Here is a 21,912-nt window from a genome sequence, read left to right as displayed (position 1 = left end):
CTCCCCCGACGCGCCTCAAAAAGCCTCTGTCTTGCGCAACTGCGCAAAGCTCTTTTGCGCCGCCAGCCAATTGCGATAGTCACTCTCGGAATCGATAAAAAGCGCGCCGCGCATTTGCGCGTGGCCAATGCCGCAATAAGCGACGCAAAGGATTTCGAACTGCCCGGTTTTGGTTGGCGTGAACCAGAAATAGGTTTCCATGCCCGGCACGAGATCCATTTTGGCGCGAAGCTCCGGCACGTAAAAGTCGTGCAAGACGTCGATCGAGCGCAACAGCACCTTGACCGGCTTGCCTTCCGGCAGGTGCAACTCGCCATTGCTGATAATGAGGTCGTCGCGTCCTTTCGGATCAGCGGGATTGACTCCCAAAGCATTGGCCGCGTCGATAAAGCGGACGTCGGTCGCGCCGAATTGATTATCGGCCCCGGGCAGGCGGAAGCTCCAGCTCCATTGCGCGCCGACCGCCTCTACCTCCATCGCGCCCTCTGGCGGCGTGATAAAACTCCCCCACACCGAAAGCCCTGGCGCAAGCAAGAGGATCACGGCGAGGGTGGTTATTCCGCCAAGCAAAAGCTCGAGCCTTCGGTTTTCGGGCTCGTAAGTGGAGCGCCGCCCCGATTGGTGGCGAAACCTGTACAGGCAGTAGGACATGAACAGGATGACAGCGACAAAACCAATGGTCGTCACGATGAAGGTCAGCGACAGAGTATCGTCGATGAAGCCCCAGTTGGAGGCTATCTGAGTTGGTCGCCAGGGGCTTAGAAAATGAAAGACAAGCGAGCCGACGACAACAAGGGCCATAATCAAAGCGACCAGCATCCGCCGTGACCTTTCACGAGAGCCTACTCGCAACAATTAGGTTCGACAGGCGCTGCGGCAATGAGCTTGCGCGCCGCGCGCCTGCCTTCTAACCCTTCCGTTAAATCTGCGCCGGCCGCGCCAAAGTCGCGCTATAGACGGAGCGTGCGCCAGCGTGGGGGCTCAAGGCGTAAAGAAAGAACGATCCGACAGACACGATCGCCGCGGTGAGGATCACGCCAGCCAGGAAGTTTTTCGAGCTGGCGGGCCGCGCAATCTCTGGCCCGGCTAAGACAAGGAGCGCAATCAAACCGACGAATGCGCTGAGAAGCGCGAGGAGATAGAGACTTTCCACCGCGACCATGGCTGCAGCTCCCTTTTTTGACGCTTGCCTCCCTGCGTAACGCGGGAGCGCGCATGAAAGGTCCTTGCCGTGGTCGCGCTAAATTCCTTGTTGGCGCCCCGTGGCCAACATGCGGGTGGGTCGGTCCTGCGAACTGATGCAAAATCCGCGGGATTGGTTCGCTGTCATTGGCGACGCTCGCTCGAGCGAGCGATCGGAATCCAGAGCAAACCAGCGCTTTTGTGGCTTTGGATTCCCGGTCGGACTTTCAGTCCGCCGGGAATGACAAGCGCTACTGCGAGCTGTTCAACCGGAGATAGTATGATCCGGCCATGAAAAGTCGCGCCCTACTTTACGCGACGGCCTCGCGCTTGCCGTCGCAAGCCAGGATTTTTTCAACCGCCTCTAGCGGCTTGGGACGCCCCAGGAGATAGCCCTGCACCGAGTCACACCGCTCGGCGCGGAGCCATTGGAGCTGATCCTCGGTTTCGACGCCCTCGGCGGTCGTGGGTATGTTCAGGCTTTCGCACAAGCCGGTGATGGCGCGTATAATCGCCAAGCAGTCTGGATTTTCAGCAACCCCCTTGACGAAGGCGCGGTCGATCTTCACCTTGTCGAAGGCGAATTTCGTGAGGTAGGCCAAAGACGAATATCCGGTCCCGAAATCATCCATGGCTATCTTCACGCCGATATGTCTCAGCTTTTCGAGAATAGCGATGGTGTCCTCTGTATTATAGAGCATAACGCTTTCGGTGATTTCGAGTTCGAGCCGGCTCGGTCTCAAATTCGAAACGCCCAGCGCCGCCGCGACATCGAGCAGAATAGATTGATCGCGGAATTGGCAGGCTGAAATATTCACGGAAACGCCGACGTCTTCGGGCCAATCGGCCGCGTCGAGGCATGCGCGCTTGAGCGCCCATGCGCCGATGCTGCGGATCAAACCTGTCTCTTCCGCCAGCGGGATAAAATCCGCCGGAGAGACGAGTCCGCGCGTGGGCGAGTCCCAGCGCATCAGCGCTTCGAAACCATTGACCCGGCCGTCCGAGAGACCGACGAGCGGCTGGTAATAAAGCTTCAGCTCGTTGTTCTCGAGCGCATGCCGTAGATCGTTCTCGAGAGCGTGGCGGGCGTTGAAGTCCTTCAGCATCTGCACATCGAAATAGCGCTGCGTATTGCCGCCTTCCTTTTTTGCGCAATAAAGTGCGATGTCCGCGTTTCTGAGCAATGCGTCGGGATCGCTCGCATCGTCGGGCCCGATCGCGACGCCGATCGACGCCGTCGTGATGACTTGACTGCCGCAGGTCTCGATAGGGGCCGCAATCGCCGAGACAATTCGATCGATTGCTGCATGAAGCGCGTCGACGCTTGGAACGCCATTGAAGATGATCGCGAATTCATCGCCGCCAAGGCGCGCGATGTGGTGCGGCTCGCGAATAATTTTTCGCAGCCGCTCGGCGACAGAAACGAGCACGAGGTCTCCCACCGGATGCCCAAGAGTGTCGTTGATCGATTTGAAGTCGTCGAGATCGAGGTAGACGAGCGCGAATATGCCGCCATGTTGATAGTAAGAAAATGATTCCTTCAAATTGGCGTAGAAGGTCGCGCGATTGCCGATCCCGGTAAGACAGTCATGATGCGCAAGGTATATGATATCATTTTCAGCCTTGCGCTTTTCGGTCACATCCTCATAAATGCTGAGAAGATATTGAGGATTTTGCTTTTCGTCGAACAGCGGAATCAATGTCGCAAACAGGCTCAATTTTGTTTCTGTTTCATACTCACATTCGAAAGTTACAGCTTTTCCAGACTTGATAACGGCCTGGTCCCTTAAGGCAAACTCGTCCGCCCTCTCGCGCGGGAGCAAATCATGCAGCGTTTTTCCGATGATGGCGCTCGGCGTTCCAAATACCTTTTCCGTCGCTTTATTCGCCAGCACAAACTTCTGCGTGTTCGCGTCGACCACTGTGACCATCATGGGAAGGTTGTTTATGATGGCGTCGAGAAAAACCTGGGTCTGGGACATCGTCTATAGTTTCCTCAAGTTTTATCGAATATGGCGGCGCCTGGATCGAGATAGCTCGATCGAGCGCGGGTATTGATATGGCGGCTTCATCCTCGACCCTGGCCCAGGTCGACGAAACACGCGCGCATCATTTTCAGAATGACTTAATCGAGGCTTAAAAACGTGCTTTCAACCAAGCGCAGAAGAGAAGAATCCAGCCAGATAGGGTAATAAAGCGTAACATTTACGCTGTCTCCAAATTAGATACAGCCACGATGAAACAATTAAGCACACGGCACAGGCCAATTTCAACTTGAGCGTGCAACGCATGCGCAGCATCGCCAGACTTTGAACTTTGCGAAACGTCCCAAGCATCTTGTCGTCATCAAAAAGGTCGCAGCTTCCCAACTGTCATTCTATGATCGTTTCAGGGCCATGGGGGCCGTCACCGGAGGCAGGATGGCCAGACGGGCGTCCGGCGCAAGGATAGTGGCCTCAGGCTTGCTTGAGGCGAAAGCAGGCGTATGTGTAGCGTGCTTTCCGCTCGCATGGAGTCATCCGAGCGATGAGAAAGCGCGCAGCTTCAAAAGCCAGGGCGCGTTCTACGCGAGTCGAACGAGTCCGCGTTGTCTCTGATTGGAGGCGCTCCATAGCGCAGAGCCGAGGAAGCTGCCGATGGCGGAAACCTTGAAGACGGCGAGCGTTCGAGAGTCAGACAGTGGCAAGCGCTTTCTGAAGGCGCTTCGACTGATCTCCATCCTGGCGCTTACGATGAGCGTTTCGAGCGTCGCCTTCGATTGGCTTTCCGCCTCGGGGAAGTATTTCGAGGATGGAGCTTCCTGGATTTACGACTGCGCGATTTACGGCTTGGTCGCGATCTCTTTTGGAAGGAGCGTCTTTTACGAACGAGCGGCGGCCTTTATGCTCTCGCTGGTCCTTACGGCCGCCGGCTGTCAGGGCTCCTACGACGTTTGGAGCGAAATTGCCCGCAGAGGCCACGACGTTTCCGTCGATACGCCGTTTTCCGCCCTGGTCTTTGCGACCGGCGCAATCCTGGAAGCGGCTTTGCTGTTCAAATTTCGAAAGTCGAGGGAGTGCTTGATGATGGCGACTTGGCTTTCCGCCCGGAACTCTGCGGCGGTTGCGCTTGCCGGCGCCGCTGTCTCGCTCGTCTTTCACGCGCCGACAGCGAGCGGCCCTCAGATATTCCTCGACTGTCTCGATACGGTCCTCGCGTTTCAGGCGGCCTTCCTCGTGGCCAAGGGGATCGTCGAAAATTGAGCGCGGCTTGTGACGATGACGATCACGCAGGCTCGGCGGGAGAACCGACCCACTCCGAGGCGCGCGGAATCGTCTCGCCTTTCATAACGACCGTCAGCGGACCGAGGCGCGCATAATCCCCGACATGGGTGTCATAGAGGACGGTCGATCCTGAGCCCAAGGTCACGCCTTTACCCACCTCGATCGACCCGATCTTCATCAGCCGATCTTCATACAAATGCGTTTGCAGCGCGCTGCCCATGTTGAGCGCGCAGTAATCGCCGACTTTCACGCAGTCGAATTCGGTGATGTCGGTCATGTCCATATAGACGCCCTTGCCGAATTTTGCGCCGAACACCCGCAAAACCCAGGGTAGGAACGGCGTTCCGCGCAGATAGTCGAGCAAAATGCGGCCGGTCATTCCCCAATATAAAACCGTGCTGGTCTCATTGCGGATCGCCCAGAAGGACCACATTGGCCGCACTTGAGGCCTGTAGCGTCCCATGGTCGTCCACTTCACACCCGCGGCGACGAGCATCACGGCGAAGGGGATCACCATCGAGGCCAGAATGAAGAGGCCGGCGAAGCCGAGGTAGTCCTTGGCGATCAGCTTATCGCCGAAGATTTCGACGGCCCAGGTGCCGAGCGTGATGTAAAGCATCGACGGCAAGGAGATATTGAGCGCTTCATAAGCGGCCCTGCCAAACCGTCTCAACCGCGTCGGATTGAAGGTGAGCGCCACATCTGCGGAATCCAGTTTCTGGCGCGCCGGCATCAGTATCGGCGGCGAGCCGAACCAAGTGTCGCCGCTTTCGACCTTTTGTCCCGCCGGCGGCTTGGATTTGACGCCGATAAGGACGTCCGACGGCAGTGTGGCGCCGGGCGGCACGACGGCATCGTTGCCGACGAACACGCGATCGCCCGCCGCGACTGGCTCAAGATGCATCCAACCTCTGCGGATGTCTTCGTCCCCGATCGCGACCTCATCGGCGATGAAGCAGTTTTCGCCAAGAGAGACGACATCGTAACGGCCGGCAAGGTTGGTGGCGATTTCGGAACCCTTGCCGATACGGGCGCCCATGAGCCGGTACCAAGTGCGCATGTAAAGCGTCGCGTAAAGCGACGACAGCGTTTCAAGGGCAACCTCCGTCGCCAGGGAAACGGCCCAGCGACGCAGATAGAACGCCGACCAAACCGAATATCTTCCCGCCGCCGCGCGCGGCAGCACCGTCCAGCGGAAAATGGCGACCAGAGCGATCGTCGCCAACACCAGGACGAAGGCGGTCGGCCATGCAAGCAGGGGAATGGCCGCCAGGTAATAGTGGTACTCCGACTCCGAGAACTTCATGGCGGCTTCGATCGTATCGAACGCCCAGAAGGCCGGAAAAATCGGCAGCAGACCGATGATCGGCAGAAAAAGCGCCAACGCCGCGGAAATCAGAGTCACCGCAAGGCGCCGGACGATCGTCGCCTGAGCTGGCGCTTCGAGCGCCTCAGGATCGACGGCTCCGATGCGCCGGCCGGGCGAGCCGTCCCAGATCTCATTCGCCTGGACGCGCGATCCGGCGGGCAAGGACGTCAGATCTTCGAGCGCTGCGCCGTCGCCGATGAAGACGCCCTCCTCGATCACGCAACCCGTGCCGATATACGCATCCGCTCCAATCTCGACCGGTCCGATGACAAGCTCGTTTCCTTCGACCCTTGCGTTGGCGATCTTGAGCTTGGAGCCCAGCGACGCGCCCGCGCCGATCGATATGAGGTCGATGGCGCCAGCCTCGAGATCGCTGATCTGCGCGTCCCGGCCGATCTTTGCGCCGATCGCGGCGAGGTACAAGGGCATCAGCGGCGAGTTTTGCAGCAGCCTTGCGTTGCTGAGCCCCAGCAGCCGCTGGGAAAGCCACCAGCGAAAGAAATAGAAGCCCCAGAGTGGATACCGGCCCGGCTTGGTGCGCCCGATGACCAGCCATTTTCCTGCAATTGAGATGACTAAGGTGGATACAGTGATGGAGAGAATGATGCCGAACAGGCTGAACGCCTCGTCCACGAAGCTTGCATTGACCGGGGTAATCAGCGTGTAAGAAATGAAGATGGCGAGCCACTGGGCCGCCGAGATGGACAAGAGAAACGGCAGGATCGCGAGCTGCGCCAAAGCGCAGAGAACGCGCCGTTTGAGTGGCGGCGGCTCGAAGGCCAACTCCTTAACGGACTCTTTTGCATTCTCCCTCAGATGGACGGCGAGATTGCGCAACGTCCGATGCGCGTACAAGTCGTGCAAAGTGATCGACGCCAGACTCGGCGTTTCTCGAACGATGGAGACAAAGCGCGCGGCAAGGAGCGAATGCCCGCCCAAATCCATGAAAAAATCCGCTTCGAGCGGAACCGTCGGAGTCGATAGCGCCCGTTTTGCCGCGTCCAGGAGACGCGCCTCGATGTCGTTGCGCGGCTCGTCCTGCTCGTCGTCCGGCGCCGACTGCTGCGACAGCGGCATGGCCTGGAGGCTCTTGCGATCGACCTTGCCCGACGTCAGCACCGGCAAAGACGCAATCGCCTCAAACCGCGACGGGACCATATAGGACGGCAACGCCTTGCGTAGCGCGACGCGCAACTCGCGTTCGCTCGGCAATGGCGCGTCCGTCACAATGAAAGCGACAAGCTCGTCGAGGCCAGTGTCGTTCCGCAACACGACCGCCGTCTGGCGCGCATCGACGTGCGAGGCAATGACGGCTTCGATTTCCCCGAGCTCGACGCGGAAACCGCGTATCTTGACCTGATCGTCGACACGCCCGCGAAAAACGAGGTCGCCGGACTCATTCAGAATGACGGCGTCGCCGGAACGATACAGGATAGGATCGAGGCCGCCATCATAGTGAGGATTGTCGATGAACTTCTCGGCCGTGAGGCTATCTCGCTTCAGATAGCCCTTCGCGACCCCCGGCCCGCCGATCAGAAGCTCGCCTTCTGCGCCGGGAGGTAGCAGAGCGAGCGTCTCGTCGACCACATAGCAGGAATAGTTCGGGATGGGCTTGCCGATGGTCACGGCTTCGCCACGGCGGACCTCGGCGATCGTCGCCACGACGGTCGCTTCCGTGGGGCCATAGCTGTTGTAGATAACCCGGCCGTCGCGCGACCAGCGCTCCGCGACGCTCGGAGGGCAGGCCTCGCCGCCGAGGATGATCGTCCGTAGCGTCGCAACGTCGCGCGGGAGCGCATTCAGCAAAGTCGGAACCGTATCGAGCACGGTGACGCCCGCCTGCTCTAAAACGGCCGGCAAAGTTTCGAGGTCAGCGAGAATCTCGGCGGTCGCGACAAACAACGTCGCCCCCGAAAGATAGCTGACCCAAATCTCCTCCATCGACAGATCGAAGGCGAGGGACGCGCCTTGAAAGGTCACGTCGGAAGAGGAAAATCCGTAGATTTCATTCGCGGAGCGCAGATAATGGCAAATATTCCTGCCGGTGATTATTGTGCCTTTAGGCTTTCCGGTGGACCCTGACGTGTAAATAAAATAGGCGGGATGCTCTGGCGTCGCGCCTAATTCTCTTGCTGTTGGAAGCCGATCGTCTCCTTCGACGCTCGCCTCCGAGGCGATGACGAGCTGAGCAGGCAGATGGCCAGAAGCCTTGGCGGAGAATTCCGGGCTGGTGAGCAAGAAACGCGCTTCGGCGTCCTCCAGGCAGGCGGCGATACGGTCGACTGGCGCTTCGGCGTCAAATGGCAGCCATGCGGCGCCGGTCTTTGCGATGGCGAGCTGCGCGATGAGGGCCTCGGTCCCGCGCGCCATCCAAAGACCGACGACGCCGCCAGGACCGACGCCAAGGGCGAGCAGCCCTCTGCGGAGGGCGTCCGATCGGACGTCAAGCTCCCGATAGCTGATGGAATGACGTAAGCTTTTCAGAGCATTGGCGTTTGGGTGGCGCTTCGCCGTTTCCGCGAAAATCTCGCAGAGCAACTCGTCGCGAAGCAGGAATTCGGCTTTTGTTCCCAGGGCGACAGAAAAGCCTGGCGCGGCCGATTGAACAGTCCTGGCAGTCCCCAAGACGAAAGGCCTATCATTCATACTTTGCGGAACCTATCGTGGAGCATTCGCGCGCCCTTGGGGCCCAGACGCGCTATCATCCGTTGCTAAGGCGAGCGGGGACGCTATGCAAGAGCTACCGTTTGAGCATGCAGAAACAGAACAGCGTTTAAAAGCGAATCGGCTGGCGCGAGCTTGTCTTCTAGCGACCTTCATCTTTGCTGTTGGCGCGCCTCAAACGAGCCTGGCGGCGCCTCAGGCCGAGCAGGTTCGAGCGGAACGCCCCGGGGACGTGCAGGCGGACCGCCAGCAGTCTGGGCCTTCCTTGTCCAAATTCGAGGCGCGCCGCATCCACCGCCGTTGCCGGGATCAGGTCGCCGACTCGAATGCGAGCAAAGAGCTACGCCATTGTTTCGAGCTACATATCGCCGCACGACGTCTCTGGGGCGAGTGCAAGCGCGAGCCTAAGATCGCCACTCTTCGCGGGCGCGAGAAGGAGGAGGCGATCAGGCGCTGCGTTCTGGAGAAGCGCGGCAGCGGCAAACGCGGCCAACCTTGAACGTCATTCGGACCGAGGCTTGCGGTAGAGCCCAGAGATTATGAGATCGGCGCCCAACAGCCGAACACAGGCGCAATCACACCAAGATCACCGGGGCCTGGCGCAAGAACCAGAACCCCCCGGTGTCGCGATCGGGTTCGTTGCGCCTACCGCTTATTTCTGGGCGGCGATGTCGATCTTCTTCTCTTCGGACTTTGGCTGCGCGCTTTTCGGCAGCGTGACCTTCAGGACGCCCTTCTCGAAGTTGGCGGAGATCTTATCGGGATCGACGTTGTCCGGCAGGCGGAAGCTGCGCTTGAAGGCGCCGTAACGGCGTTCCGAGAAGAACCGGCCCTCGCCTTTCTCCTCGCGCTCCACCTTCTTTTCGCCGCTCATGACGAGGGCGCCGTTGACGAGCTTCACTTCGACGTCCTTCTCGTCGAGGCCGGGAAGCTCGGCGGTCATTTCATATTCATTGTCATGCTCGACGAAGTCGACGGGGGGCGCGCCCCAGCCCATGAAGCGGTCGAAAGGCTCGACCTCGCCGGTCCGCCGCGCCACGGGCGCCTCGTCGAAGAAGCGGTCGAGCTGGCGGCGCAGCGCCTCGAAGGGGCGCCAGTCCCAAAAATCGGGAGAAACGAGAGAAGATCCATTGTCTTTCTTCACGGGCGCATTCTGCTCTTGAGCCATCACGGCCTCCCTAAGGTGAATGACCAATTCCAACTTTTTTGAGCGACGTTCGCACGTCTCGACGACAAAAAAATCGTCGGGGCCAGCGCCATCTTCAAGCGAAGCCGTGGGAACAAATTGTCGCGGAGGATGCGGGCCTGAAGGCCCGCGCTCCGGACCGAGAGCCTTCAGGCTCGCATTCACTCTTCGAGTGACAGCAGACCCGCATCGCCGCCGAAGGACGCCGTATTGACCGTCACCGTCGTCTCCAGCAGGAAGCGCCGCAGATAGTCCGGCCCGCCTGCCTTCGGCCCCGTGCCGGAGAGGCCAAACCCGCCAAAAGGCTGACTGCCGACGACGGCGCCGATCATATTGCGGTTCACATAGACGTTTCCCGCTGGCGCCCGCGTGGCCACATCGCGAATGCGCTCCTCGATGCGCGTCTCCAAGCCGAAGGTCAGCCCATAGCCACTCGCCTCGATCTCGCGCAGCAGGGCGTCAAAATCGCGCGCGCACCAAGTGACGACATGCAGAACCGGGCCGAAGACTTCCTCGCGCAAATCCGCCACGCGATCGAGCCGCACAATATGCGGCGTGACATAGTATCCTGGCGTCGGCGCCTCGCCCGCATAAAACAGGCGCCCGGCCTCCCTTTGAACAGCGAGATAGCGATCGAGCTTTGCCTTCGCGTCGGCGTCGATCACCGGGCCGACATGCACGCCGAGCCGGCGCGGATCGCCAATGCGCAATTCCTTTGTCGCGCCAATGAGCGTCTCGATTGCCGTGGGCGCGATCTCCTCCTGAAGGCACAGCAATCGAAGCGCCGAGCAGCGTTGGCCTGCCGAACGAAAAGCGGAGGCCAACACATCGTCGACCACTTGCTCGATCAGCGCCGTCGAGTCGACGATCATCGCATTGACGCCGCCGGTCTCGGCGATCAGCGGCGCAATGGCGCCCGCGCGGGCGGCGAGCGATTGGTTGATATGGCGCGCGACCTCCAGGGAGCCGGTGAAGACGACGCCCGCCGTGAGGGGGTCGGCGACCAGCGCCGCGCCGACGTCTCCCGCGCCCGGCGCCAATTGCAGGGCGTCGCGCGGAATGCCCGCCTCGTAAAGAAGGGTGACCGCCAAGGCCGCGACAACGGGCGTTTGCTCGGCAGGCTTGGCGACCACAGTGTTGCCCGTGACGAGCGCCGCCACAACCTGCCCCAGGAAGATCGCCAAAGGAAAGTTCCACGGCGAAATGCAGACGAAAACGCCGCGCCCGGAGTAACGCAGGCGATTATCTTCGCCCGTCGGACCAGGAAGCCTGATCTCGTTGCTGATGCGCCGCGCCTCGGAAGCATAGTAGCGGCACATATCCGCCGCTTCGCGAATTTCGGCGAGCGCGTCGTCGAGGGTCTTGCCCGCTTCACTTTGCAAGAGGGCGATGAAGGCGCCGCGCCGCGCCTCGATCAAATCCGCCGCGCGCTCCAGTTTTTGCGCGCGCGTCTCCACGGGTGTCGCATTCCAGTGCGGAAATGCGCTCGCGGCATTGGCCATCATTGCGCGCGCGCCGTCGGGGTCCGTCTCGGTCACTTGCCCGACCACAGCGCCGTCGATGGGAGATAAGACATCCCGAGCCGCATTCTTCCCGGGGACGCTCGGCCGCGCTTCCAGTGAAAGGCGCGCGGCGTCGCGTTCATCGAGCAAAGCAGCGAGCGCCGCTTTGTCGCCGAATTCAACGCCCTTCGAATTGGCGCGCAGCGGCTCATAAATTTGCGCTGGCAAGGGCAAGCGCGGATGGCGCGCCTGCGCGGCGTCGCCAATCCTTTCATGCGGATCTTCGACGAGCGCGGCTTCCGGCGTCTGCGGATCGGCCGCGCGCGCGACGAAAGACGAGTTGGCGCCATTCTCGATCAATCGCCGCACGAGATAGGCCAGCAGATCGCGATGCGGGCCGACAGGCGCGTAAATACGCACCGGCGCGTCGCTCATTTGCGCCAGCGCCGCATAAAGCGCGTCGCCCATGCCGTGCAGGCGTTGGAATTCATAATCCTTGCGCGCGCCGGCGCGCGCAAGGATCGCCGCGACGCTGCGGGCGTTATGCGTGGCAAATTGCGGATAGAGCCGTGGCTGGGAAAGCAGACCCGCTGCGAGCGCGTCGTAATTGAGATCGGTCATCGCCTTGCGGGTAAAGACCGGATAATCGGCGAGGCCCCGTTCCTGCGCGCGTTTGATCTCACTGTCCCAATAGGCGCCCTTCACCAGGCGCAGCATGAAGCGGCGACCATAGCTTTCCGCCAACGCGGCTATGTAATCGATCACCGCGCCGGCGCGCTTTTGATAGGCCTGCACGGCAAGGCCGAAACCATTCCAGCCGGCGAGCGACGGATCGGCGACGACGCGCGCGATCACATCGAGCGAAAGCTCGAGGCGGTCCGCTTCTTCTGCGTCGATGGTGAAAGCAAGGTCGCGCGCTTTGGCGAGACGCGCGAGGGAGAGCACGCGTTGCGGCAATTCCTTTAGGACGCGATCGCGTGAGATGGTTTCGTAACGCGGATGCAGCGCTGAGAGCTTGACGGATATTCCGGGGCGGTCCGGCAAAACCCGATCGCCCGCGCGCGCGCCGATCGCCTCTATCGCGCTGGCATAAGCGTCGAAATAGCGCTCCGCGTCCTTGGCGCTGCGCGCGCCTTCGCCGAGCATGTCGAAGGAAAATCTCTCCCGCCGCCCCTTCGCGCGCGACAGCGCATCGTCGATCGTCTCACCGAAAACGAAATGCGCGCCCATGAGCCGCATCGCCTGCCGCGCGGCGATGCGCAAAGTGGGGAGGCCAAGGCGGCGCGCGAGATCGGCGACGAGTCCGCGCGGCTCGGCGCTCTCGTCTTTTCCGGGCCCCACAAGCCGCGCCGAAAAGCCCAACGCAAAGGCGCAGGCCTGCACGAGCAGCGTATCGGAAGCGGATTCATGATGCGAGAAATCGCCTGCGGCGAGCTTGTCGGCGAGGAGTTGGTCGGCGGTGGCGTCGTCGGGCACGCGCAGGAGTGACTCGGCAAGGGCCATGACGGCGAGGCCCTCGCGGGAGGAGAGCGAGAATTCATGGAGGAAATCCTCGACGCCGCCGAGCGCGCTATGCTCGGCGCGCATGCCGCGAACGAGCGCAAGCGCCTTGGCGTCGATTGCTGCGCGCAAAGACGCGTCCGGACGGTCTGCCAGAAAGGCGGCGGCGAAGGCTTCGTCCGGCGGCGCATAGGGCGCGGCGAAAGGCGGCGGCTCGACCATGGGCAGCTCCCTCATGCCTCTATCAGGGCATATGGGAGTCTCCGGCCGTCATTGCGAGAAGCGGGGCGGAAGCGACCCAGGATAGTGGGGGCGGCCCTGGATTGCTTCGCTTCGCTCGCAATGACGGCCTGTCTCCTAAATCTTGTCCCCCTCGGCGCCGGGCGTGACGCAGCGCCAGCGGGTGACCTGCACATTGGGATGATCGCCCGACCATTGAGCGATGTATGGCATAGCCTGCATCATGCAATTGCTCGTCGAGCCCGTGGCGGATTCGAGCATGAGCCGGCGCTCGTCGCAGGCGTTCGGCTGCGCGAGCGTGCAGACTGTGAGGATGAGTTCGACGAAATTCATCGGCAACACCCCTTGCGTGAGCGCCGCCGAATTCGGCGGCGCACAAACTCTAAGCAAGGGTAATGCCGGTCAGGCGGGGGTCAAGATTTCGCCCTTGCCGTAGACGGCCGTATCGCCGCCGTAGCGCTGCAGCTTCGCCGAGAGAACCGCCGCCGCCGCCTCGCTGTCCGTCTTCAGCCCGCGGGCGAAAAGCCGCGCAAACGTAAGGATATGCGGGCCGCAGTCGATATAGGTCGGGCCAATCTCCGGGCGGTTGGCCAAAACGAGCGAGCCGCGCTTGTTGAGATAGCCGACGCGGCCCGAGGTCTTGCCCAGCGCCACGATGGTGCCGGCGATGAGGCGCGAGCCCAAATCCTCGCCAGCGTCGCCTTCGATGATCAAAATGCCCCGGCGGAGGCGGTCGCCCGCCCGTGCGCCTGCCTTGCCGCGCACCACGACGCGGCCGCCGGACATGCCGGCGAGTTCGCCGGCAAGCGGCGCCGCAAGCAGCTCGCCCGCGTCCCCCTTGATCTCGATATGGGCGCCCTCATTACCCGAGGCCGCATAGGCCCCGGCGCTGCCCGAAACCGTGATCTTGCCGCCCTTGGCCAGCCGGCCGAGTTGCAGGCCGACGTCGCCCTCAACGTGAATGGCGAAGTCCGGCAGGAGCTTGGCGCCGATCAGATCGAAACGCGCCGAGCCGCCCTCGTAGCGGATGTTCTTGAGATCGCCCTCGGCGAGCTTGAACACATCGCCGACCTTGGTCGAGGCGCGGGTCGTGCCGATCTCGATCTTCTCGATGTCGGCGAGCGACTTGCCGGCGAGGCGGTCGGGCGTGAGCGCCGAAAGGTCGACGCGCTGCGGCGGCTCCTGGCGGAGCGTGAAGGTGAAGGGCTTCACGGCAGCAAATCCTTCAAATGATAGTGGAACGGGCCGAGCTTGCCGCCATAGTTGCCGGCGCCGACGCGCTTGGCGCCCTTCTCCGGGCCCATCTCGATGATCGCTTTCAATCCGGCGCGCATGGCGTTGGAAACCGCCGCGTCGGTCAGGCCGTCGATGACGATCTCGAGCACGCAGCCGACGTCGGGATCGAGCGCGCTCTTGGTCACGCCGCGCAGAGTCGGGCAATAGGCGTCATTGGTGGAGGCGCCCATGCCCTTATATTGCGAGCCGACCTTGGAGCCCGACCGCACAATGCCGCCCGGGAAGGGCTGGATCACGTCCGGCACGGCGTCGATCGCGGCCACGGCGGCTTCCGTCGCGCGCATGGTCGATTCCCAATCCGCGCCCATGACGAGCAGATTGCCGCCGCCAACGGATTTCTTCGTCAGCCCGACCTTCGACTCGCAGAAGAACTCGCCGTCCATCACCGGGATGCGCCAGAAGCGGCGCCCGTCGATGGCCTTGGACATCTGCCATTTGTCGCCGAACTGGCGCACGGCGTCGCCGACCTTGATCTCGAACTCGCCCTTGACGGTCGAATAGACCGCCGAGCCCGGGCAGGTCAGCACGCATTGGCCGAGGCGGTTGACGAGCTGCTTTTCAGCGTCCTTCGACGACATGGCGAACAGCAGCGCGCGCACGCCGGGGCGCCCATCGGGCGTCTCTTCGGGCGAAACCTCGCAGTCGACGCCGGCCTCGCAGCCGCAGCCGATGACCGAGGTCGCGAAGCCCGTCATGGTCTTGGCGGCGATCATGGCCCATTTGGCGTTCGGGCCGGTGATGAGAATGCCCGTCCCGCTCATCGGGAAGGCTTCGGCGAAACTCTCGTCGATGCGAACGCCGTTGCGAACTATTCCTTGCATGCGACCTCCGCAAAGGCGTCCTTGTGCGGCAGAGCGGCGTCCGGCACGTCGAAGATGCCGCGCGGCAGGCCGTAAAGCTCCTCGTAGTAGCTATCGAGCCGCTTGTTGATGTTGTTGTCGAAGCGCGGGCTGATGTGCAGCGTCTTGCCGCGCTTGTAATGCGACACCTCGCCGTCCTTCACCACGAGGTCGCCGTCCTTGAAGACGTAAGCCGCGCGGCGGAACATGCCGGCCTTGTCGCGGCTCTCCTTATAGACCGCAACGTCGGCGACGGCGCCGGCCGCAAGCGTACCGCGATCCGTGAAGCCGAAGAGCTTGGCCGCGCCCGAGCGGCTCATCTGCGCGAGCTCATAATAAGTGTATTCGCGCTTGAGCGAGGGCAGCGTCGTGAACTGCAGCGCCTCGGCCGGCAGCCGCGACATCACCTGCTCGCGCAGCTCGGCGCTCATCAGCAGCGCGAACAGCTCCGGATAAGCAGTGAAGGGGCCGCCGTTCGGATGGTCGGTGGTGAAGAAGACCTGCTCGGGGTTCTTGATGAGCAGGAACAGCTCGAGACCCGCCGCCCATTGGATGGCGTTGTAATAGTTCGAGATCTTGTAGTTGTAGGGCACGATGCCGCCGCCGTTGGCGTCGCCGTCGAAGATCGCGCCCTTCTTCGGGATCCCGCCCGGCATGCTGTTGAACTGCTTCAGCACGTCGGAGGAGATCGTCACCGTCTGCGAGAACATCACCTGGCCGACGTCGACCGTGACATTCGGATTGGCGTTGATCTTCTCGGCGAAAGTCGCGGCGGCGGAGGAGAAGGCGTTATTGCCCTCCTTGCCATAGGCGTAGAACTGGATGTGGGCGAGATGCAGCGGGAGGCCCTGCGCCGCGTCGATCGTGTCGAGCGCGGTCTGGATATTGCCGGCGATGCCCAGATTGTTCATGTGCAGATGCAGCGGGTGGTGGATGCCCACCGCCTGCGTCGCCTTCTGCAGCGACTGGAAGATCTTGCGCGAGGTGAGGCCGTAGAAGGGCACCTCGTCGTCGAGCCCATAGGCGCGCATATTCTCCTTGAAGGCCTCGCAGCCGCCCGGATTGATGCATTTGAGGCCGAGCGACTTGGTGCCGGCGACCGTCGTCGCGACATAGTCGTTGATCGCGCTCTCAGGCTCGCCCGCGCGAATCTGGCGCAGCAGGAAGTCGTCGTTGCCGAGAACCGTCAACGCGCCCTTATCGAGGATCGGGACGTCGTTGAGCTCGAAATGCGTCTGCAGCGAGTGATGCGGCGCCATCGCCGGCTCAACGACCGTCGTGAAGCCCATCTGTGCATAGAGCCGGCCGGTCTCATAGGTCGACCATTTGGCGGTCGAGAGCGGCGTATTGGCGAGACGCGCGCGAATGCCGCGATGCAGCTCAGGCAGCAGCAGGCGCGCGGTGTTCACATTGCCGCCGGCAATGTGCGAGTGAATGTCGATGGCGCCGGCCATGACGATATGGCCCGTGCAATCGATCTCCTGATCGGCCTTGCCCCCGGCCGGGGGCGCGACGATGCGGCCGTCTTCGAACCAGACGTCGCCGACGCCGTCCTTGCCCGTTGCCGGGTCGACGACATGGCCGCCACGCAAAACTGTCAGCAAGGCGCGACCTCCGAAACATTCGCCATGAGGGCGTCGATGACGTGAGCAACCGTCGGCGCGTCGGACGGCGCCGTGGCCGTGCGCAGCGTCAGGCCGCCGGTCTCCTGGGCCATGAGCACGGCGTCATGGGTGACGCCGGGCTGGCCGACTTCGATGTAAAGCCCGCGCGCCGGCGCAGCGCCGGCGGGGGCCAGAGTGACGAGCGGAATATCCGGGCGTGACCACGACGGCGCCTCGCCGTCGAAAGCGGAAATCCACAGCGCGGCGTCGGCCTCGCCGCTGTCGACGAGGCGCGTGGCCTCGAAGCGCCAGGGATCGTGCTCGGGATAGCCGCGGCCGAAGCCCGTGCGCGGCGGGAAGCCCGTCATCCAGCCCGCCGCTTGCGTCACGCCGGACGCGCCGGCGCGGGCGCCGATATGCACGCCGGTGAAGCGCGTCGTGACGTTGAGGTCGGTGACGAGCGCCTGCATCATCTCGATCGTCGGGGCGTCGAGGCCGGCGGAGGCGGCCCAGACGAAGCAGCCGAACTTGGCGTTCTTCAAGGTCTGCGCAAGGGCGTCGATCCGCTCGAGCTTGGCGGCGTCGATCCGATCGGCATTGACCGGGCGGCCGCCGACGCGGGCGCGCCAGACGCCGAGGGCGCCGGAGATTTCCTGCAAATTCGCCGGAATGACTGTCGCGCCGGCGATTGCGTTAACCTCGCTCGCGTCCGGCCCGAGCCAGATGACCTTGCGCGGCGTTCCGGCGTGCGAGCCATGACGCGGGGCCTGATCGAGCGCGAGACGCTCCAGCATGCCAGGCCATTGTTTCGTGAGGCCGGGTCCGACGAGCACGACGACATCGGCGCGCACGCGCGCCTCATTGGCCGTGGTGGTGAACATGCCGAAAGACCGCTTCACATCGAGATCGGCCAGCAAATCCCCCGAGGCCAGATGGTCGAAGGCGCCGCGCAGCCGCTCGGCGAGAAGGATTGCCGCGCGGGCGCCGGGAACGTCCGCCCCGAGACCTGCGACGAGGGGAAAATTCGCGCGGCTCAATATGCGCGCCGCCTCTTTATAGGCGTCTTCGAGCGCAATCGCTTTGCCGTCGAGCGTCGCCTTGCTCATCCGATTCCCTGCCCCGTTCCGCTGGTCGCGGTTGTTGTCCTTGTCGCGCGGCCGGCGCCGCGCGGGCCCGAGCGATTCTCTCGCCGCCAGTGGCGTGAGGAAGGCTCTAAGGCTTATGAATGATGGCCTTCGGCCGGATTGCACGCGCCCGTTTCGAAAGCGCGCTGTACCTAGCAGCCGTCACGCGCCATGTCGAGACGCTTGGACGTCACATCTCTGCAGAACACATAAGGAGCGAGGTCTGCCGCCGCGCCAGCCTTGCCGCAAGCGGGGCCATAAGGTCAATTGCACGGCCCCATCGATCATGATAATGCTCTCGCCGAGCTCGAACCTGCCCCAGCCGATCAAACGGCCAACAAGAGCGGGAAGCAGCCGTCAGAGTTCCAATTCGGAGGATATCGACATGGCCTGGACCACCCCTGTGATCGTCGAAGTTTGCGTCGGCATGGAAGTCACCAGCTACTCTTCGGCTGAAATCTAAGAATTCGCGAGAATCGTCGCTTCGGCGACGATGCGCTCGACAAAAAAGCGAGCCGGTAGGATATACGCCGCTGTTGACGGCGTTTCTTACTCGGCTCGATTTTTTTGCCCAATTCGTTGAAACTGCAAAGTCTCTGAGGGCCGTCATGCGCAAATCGGCGCTATTTATCGCTTCAACGGCAGCCATCCTGTCCACGGCGGCGATCGCCGAAACGCTCGACACGAAAAAGCTTCTCAACGACGCGCATGCGTCCTTCCAGCCGCTTCCGTCGGTCCCCGTCGCCAAGGATTCGCTGCAGGCTGTCCGCGCCGAGCTTGGTCGGCGGCTGTTCTTCGAGAATCGCGTCTCGATGGACGGCAATGTGAGCTGCTCTCACTGCCATTTGCCGGATAAGCAGGCGACCGATGGCCTTCCGAAGGCCGTCGGCGTGTTCGGCAAGGAAAATCCCCGCAACGCGCCGTCTATCTTCAACGCCGCGATGAATTTCAAGCAGCATTGGCGGGGCGACCGCGAATCGCTCGAAGAGCAGGCGGAAAAATCGCTGCTCGGCCCGGCGAGCTTCGGCAATCCCGACCAAGCGACCGCAATGGGCAAGCTGAAGGCGATCCCCGCCTATCCGGACGCTTTCGCAAAAGCCTTTCCGGACGACAAAGACCCGATCAACTCCCGCAATTGGGGAATCGCCGTCGCCGCCTTCGAATGGACGCTGCTGACGCCGTCGAGATTCGACGCCTTCCTGTCGGGCGACGCCAAGGCGCTGTCGCCGCAGGAACAGGCGGGCCTGCGCAAATTCATCGATACCGGCTGCGCGACATGCCACAATGGCGTGGGTCTCGGCGGCAATTCCTTCCAGAAGTTCGGCGTGACCGAAGACTACTGGAAGGAAACGGGCGCGACGAACCCCGACAAGGGCCGCGCGGACGTCACCAAAAACGACGACGATCTCTACGTCTTCAAGGTCGCGAGCCTGCGCAATGTCGCGAAGACCGCGCCTTATTTCCACGACGGCTCGGTCGACGATCTGACCAAGGCCGTCAAGATCATGGGCAAGACGCAGCTCGACAAGACGCTTTCGGATAAGGACGCCGCCGACATCGTGGCCTTCCTCGGAAGCCTGACGGGGCCCGTCCCGGCGAATTATTCGGCGCCGGAGCCTTATCCGGACGCGAAGTAAGCACCTTTCAGAGCGCGCGTCGGCATCAAGGCCGTCATGGCCGGGCTTGTCCCGGCCATCCACGCCAATGGGCACGGCCTACCCACGGACATGACTAGCTCTGCGCCAAAGACCGATCGGGGCGACTTCCCAGACGGTTTTGCGAGGTAGCGCGCACCCGCCCACCCGAGCCGCCCTTGCGCGGCGTGGATGGCCGGGACAAGCCCGGCCATGACGCGGGAGCGAAGTGAGAGTGGGTAATGCGGCAGACGCAACTCACGCCAGCTTCTGCTCCAGCGCGATTCGCATCAGCTCCATCGGCGTGCGGGCGCCGAGCTTGCGCTTCATGATCGAGCAGCTATTGGCGACGGTCTTGTAGGAAACCTGCGTCGCCTCGGCGATTTCGGCCATGCCGAGGCCCGAGCCCAGCATGCGCAATATCTCCAGCTCTCGCGCCGTGAGCGCCGACAGCGGGCTGACCGCGGCGGAGTTTTTCGCAAAGGCGAGCTGATTGGCGATTTTCGGCATGAGAAACACCCCGCCAGCAGCCACCTCGCGCACGGCTTTCAGCAGCAGAAAGGGATCGTCGTTCTTCGTGACATAGCCCTTCGCGCCGGCCTCGATCGCCCGCGCGGCGAAGATCGGGTCGTCATTCATGCTGAACACGACGATGCGCGCCTGCGCGTCGATCTCCAAAATTCGCCGCGTCAGTTCGAGCCCCGAAACGCCGGGCATGGCGATGTCGACAACCGTCACATCGGGCTTGTTGGCGATAAAGGCCGCAAGGCCGCTCTCCGCATCACGGGCGTCGACGACCTCTATGTCGCCTTCCCCGGCGAGCATCGCTGAGCAGCCCGCGACAATGATCGGATGGTCGTCGACTATAAGAACGCGCATCTTTCCTCCCTTGAAACTGCGTCAAGATTGACCGTAAGCGGCGCCTTCGTAAAGTCGCCGCTCCCTGCGTTCGTCCCGACGCAGGCGAGAAAGCGGGAGGAAATCGGCCATGTTGCGAAAAATGACGTTGCGCGCGCGGCTCTCGCTTCTGATCGGCGGCGTCATCATCGCGGGCCTTGGCTTCGGCGTGGGCCTTCTGATCCTCCATGCGGGGACGCGCGTCAGCGCGGAAGCCGAGGGCGCGACAAGACTTGCGCGCGAACTCGTCCAGGCCACCCTGCCCCGGCTGTCGACGACGCAGAATCCGCGCGCCGTCCTTGCGGAGTTGATGGAAGACGCGGGCCGCCTTCGCCACGTGCGCGTGATCGTGGAAGAGGAAGCGCCATCGGTCGGGACAAATGAGAAACGCGCGCCCGACTGGTTCAGCGCGCTGGTGTTTCGGGCGCCCGCGCCGACGCGCCTCGCAACGCCGCTCGGAACAATCGAAATTACGGCAAGCTCGCAAGACGAAATCGCGGAGATCTGGGAGGAGATCGTCTGGCTCGCGGTCGGCGCGGCTGGCGTCGCGGCGGTCGCCTTCGCACTCGTCTCCTATGCTGTTTCCCGCGCGCTCGCCCCGATCGGCGCACTTTCGGACGCGTTGCAACGGCTCGAACAGGGCGATCATGCGATACGCGTTCCCACCGATGGCTCCCGCGAATTCGTGATGATCGCCGAGCGCATCGACAGCCTCGCCGCCACTTTGCAGCGACTCGACTCGGAAAACCGGCAGCTTCTGCGCCGCATGATCCATGTGCAGGACGAGGAGCGGCGCGCCATCGCGCGCGACTTGCACGACGAGATCGGACCTTTCCTCTTCACCGTGCGCGCCGGCGTCGGCGCCCTGGCGCGCAAGGCGCAAAGCTCTGGCGCCGACCCGGCGCGACTGGCGGAAGACTGCGCCAAGATCGACGCCCAGATCGCCGCCTTGCAGCAGGTGAACCGGCGCATTTTAGGGAGATTGCGGCCAGCGGCCCTGGAAGAGATGGGCCTCGCCGACGCAATCGAAGCGCTGGCGCGCGGCTGGCGCGAGGCGCGGGCGGAAATCGCGATCGATCTCTCGCTCGAGGGCGCGCGGGCCAAGCTCGACGAAACGACCGCAATGACTGCCTATCGCGTCGTCCAGGAGGGGCTGACCAACGCCTTCAGACATTCGGGCGCCAGCCGAATCGCCGTTGTGATCGCGCGCGCCGGCCAGCGGCTACGCGTCGAAGTCCGCGACGACGGGACGGGGCTTCCGGCCGCTTTCGCGCCTGCCGGACTCGGGCTGCGCGGCATGAGCGAGCGGGTGAGCGCGCTTGGCGGAACGCTCAGGCTCGACAACGGCTCGAACGGCGGCGCCCGGCTCGTCGCCGAATTGCCCCTCGACGCAGCGTCCGCCGACAAGACGCGGAGCTGAGCCGCTCGGCCCGAGAGGCCCGGGATTTTCTCCCGAAAAGAGCAGGACCGTATCCCTGTAAAACCGTTATTTTTCAAACCTGTAGCGAAGGCGCAACAGGTCGGGAATATTGTCGCTAAACTGTCTTGGCGACGGGACGGCGCGGCAGGCTGAGAGATATAAACCCGCCCAATAAAGATGCTCGCAAAAATC

General features: G+C 62.6%; 16 protein-coding genes. 4 read left to right on the top strand and 12 right to left on the bottom strand.

From position 1 onward, the window contains the following. Positions 1–15 precede the first annotated feature (15 nt). The 3 genes from JJT62_RS15370 to JJT62_RS15360 all read right to left on the bottom strand — a co-directional run bounded on the left by JJT62_RS15370 (position 16) and on the right by JJT62_RS15360 (position 3,164). A complete protein-coding gene (locus JJT62_RS15370) occupies positions 16–819 on the bottom strand; it encodes a cytochrome c oxidase subunit II (RefSeq protein WP_202073653.1) in 804 nt (267 codons plus the stop codon). Between the two features lie 100 nt (positions 820–919). Beyond that, on the bottom strand, positions 920–1,162 hold the full coding sequence (locus JJT62_RS15365; RefSeq protein ID WP_202073652.1) for a hypothetical protein: 243 nt from the start codon (positions 1,160–1,162) through the stop codon (positions 920–922). A 331-nt stretch (positions 1,163–1,493) separates the two neighbouring features. Then, a complete protein-coding gene (locus JJT62_RS15360; RefSeq protein ID WP_202073651.1) occupies positions 1,494–3,164 on the bottom strand; it encodes an EAL domain-containing protein in 1,671 nt (556 codons plus the stop codon). A 654-nt stretch (positions 3,165–3,818) separates the two neighbouring features. Between JJT62_RS15360 and JJT62_RS15355 the strand changes: the two genes are divergently transcribed. Continuing rightward, entirely contained in the window at positions 3,819–4,424 is a 606-nt protein-coding gene (locus JJT62_RS15355; RefSeq protein WP_202073650.1) for a hypothetical protein, read from the top strand. A 22-nt stretch (positions 4,425–4,446) separates the two neighbouring features. Here JJT62_RS15355 and JJT62_RS15350 read toward each other — a convergent pair whose 3' ends face one another. From JJT62_RS15350 to JJT62_RS15315, 8 genes are all read right to left on the bottom strand, one after another. After that, the gene (locus JJT62_RS15350; protein WP_202073649.1) at positions 4,447–8,460 is read right to left on the bottom strand and encodes a Pls/PosA family non-ribosomal peptide synthetase; all 4,014 of its coding nucleotides are present in this window, start codon (positions 8,458–8,460) and stop codon (positions 4,447–4,449) included. A gap of 670 nt (positions 8,461–9,130) precedes the next feature. Further along, positions 9,131–9,646: an Hsp20/alpha crystallin family protein gene (locus JJT62_RS15345; RefSeq protein WP_202073648.1), complete on the bottom strand. Its 516-nt coding sequence runs from the start codon at positions 9,644–9,646 to the stop codon at positions 9,131–9,133. Between the two features lie 179 nt (positions 9,647–9,825). After that, positions 9,826–12,903 carry a bifunctional proline dehydrogenase/L-glutamate gamma-semialdehyde dehydrogenase PutA gene (gene putA, locus JJT62_RS15340; RefSeq protein ID WP_246744933.1) on the bottom strand — a complete coding sequence of 1,026 codons (3,078 nt, stop codon included), beginning with the start codon at positions 12,901–12,903 and terminating at the stop codon, positions 9,826–9,828. Positions 12,904–13,023: 120 nt separating this feature from the next. After that, positions 13,024–13,296, bottom strand: coding sequence for a hypothetical protein (locus JJT62_RS15335; RefSeq protein ID WP_246744932.1), 273 nt, complete (start codon positions 13,294–13,296; stop codon positions 13,024–13,026). A gap of 12 nt (positions 13,297–13,308) precedes the next feature. Beyond that, on the bottom strand, positions 13,309–14,118 hold the full coding sequence (locus tag JJT62_RS15330) for a formylmethanofuran dehydrogenase subunit C (RefSeq protein WP_202073647.1): 810 nt from the start codon (positions 14,116–14,118) through the stop codon (positions 13,309–13,311). After that, on the bottom strand, positions 14,115–15,023 hold the full coding sequence (gene fhcD, locus JJT62_RS15325; protein ID WP_202073646.1) for a formylmethanofuran--tetrahydromethanopterin N-formyltransferase: 909 nt from the start codon (positions 15,021–15,023) through the stop codon (positions 14,115–14,117). Before fhcD ends, JJT62_RS15330 begins: the two co-directional genes overlap by 4 nt. Beyond that, positions 15,011–16,645: a formylmethanofuran dehydrogenase subunit A gene (locus tag JJT62_RS15320; protein ID WP_202073645.1), complete on the bottom strand. Its 1,635-nt coding sequence runs from the start codon at positions 16,643–16,645 to the stop codon at positions 15,011–15,013. Before JJT62_RS15320 ends, fhcD begins: the two co-directional genes overlap by 13 nt. After that, positions 16,639–17,751, bottom strand: a complete 1,113-nt coding sequence (locus tag JJT62_RS15315; protein ID WP_202073644.1) for a formylmethanofuran dehydrogenase — start codon at positions 17,749–17,751, stop codon at positions 16,639–16,641. The genes JJT62_RS15320 and JJT62_RS15315 overlap by 7 nt, the downstream gene beginning before the upstream one ends. Positions 17,752–17,866: 115 nt before the next feature. On the opposite strand from JJT62_RS15315, the gene pqqA reads away from it, so the two are divergent. Beyond that, entirely contained in the window at positions 17,867–18,232 is a 366-nt protein-coding gene (gene pqqA, locus JJT62_RS19640) for a pyrroloquinoline quinone precursor peptide PqqA (RefSeq protein WP_370568568.1), read from the top strand. Between the two features lie 145 nt (positions 18,233–18,377). Beyond that, the gene (locus JJT62_RS15305; RefSeq protein WP_202073642.1) at positions 18,378–19,406 is read left to right on the top strand and encodes a cytochrome-c peroxidase; all 1,029 of its coding nucleotides are present in this window, start codon (positions 18,378–18,380) and stop codon (positions 19,404–19,406) included. A 255-nt stretch (positions 19,407–19,661) separates the two neighbouring features. Here JJT62_RS15305 and JJT62_RS15300 read toward each other — a convergent pair whose 3' ends face one another. Continuing rightward, on the bottom strand, positions 19,662–20,282 hold the full coding sequence (locus tag JJT62_RS15300) for a response regulator transcription factor (protein ID WP_202073641.1): 621 nt from the start codon (positions 20,280–20,282) through the stop codon (positions 19,662–19,664). A gap of 109 nt (positions 20,283–20,391) precedes the next feature. Here JJT62_RS15300 and JJT62_RS15295 point away from each other — a divergent pair, with 109 nt between their 5' ends. After that, positions 20,392–21,720, top strand: coding sequence for an ATP-binding protein (locus JJT62_RS15295; RefSeq protein WP_202073640.1), 1,329 nt, complete (start codon positions 20,392–20,394; stop codon positions 21,718–21,720). Positions 21,721–21,912 lie beyond the last annotated feature (192 nt).

The sequence above is a fragment of the Methylocystis sp. Sn-Cys genome, assembly GCF_016745395.1.
GTDB lineage: Bacteria > Pseudomonadota > Alphaproteobacteria > Rhizobiales > Beijerinckiaceae > Methylocystis > Methylocystis iwaonis.
Note: the sequence above shows the minus strand (reverse complement) of the source record. Positions and strands in the feature narration are given on the sequence as shown.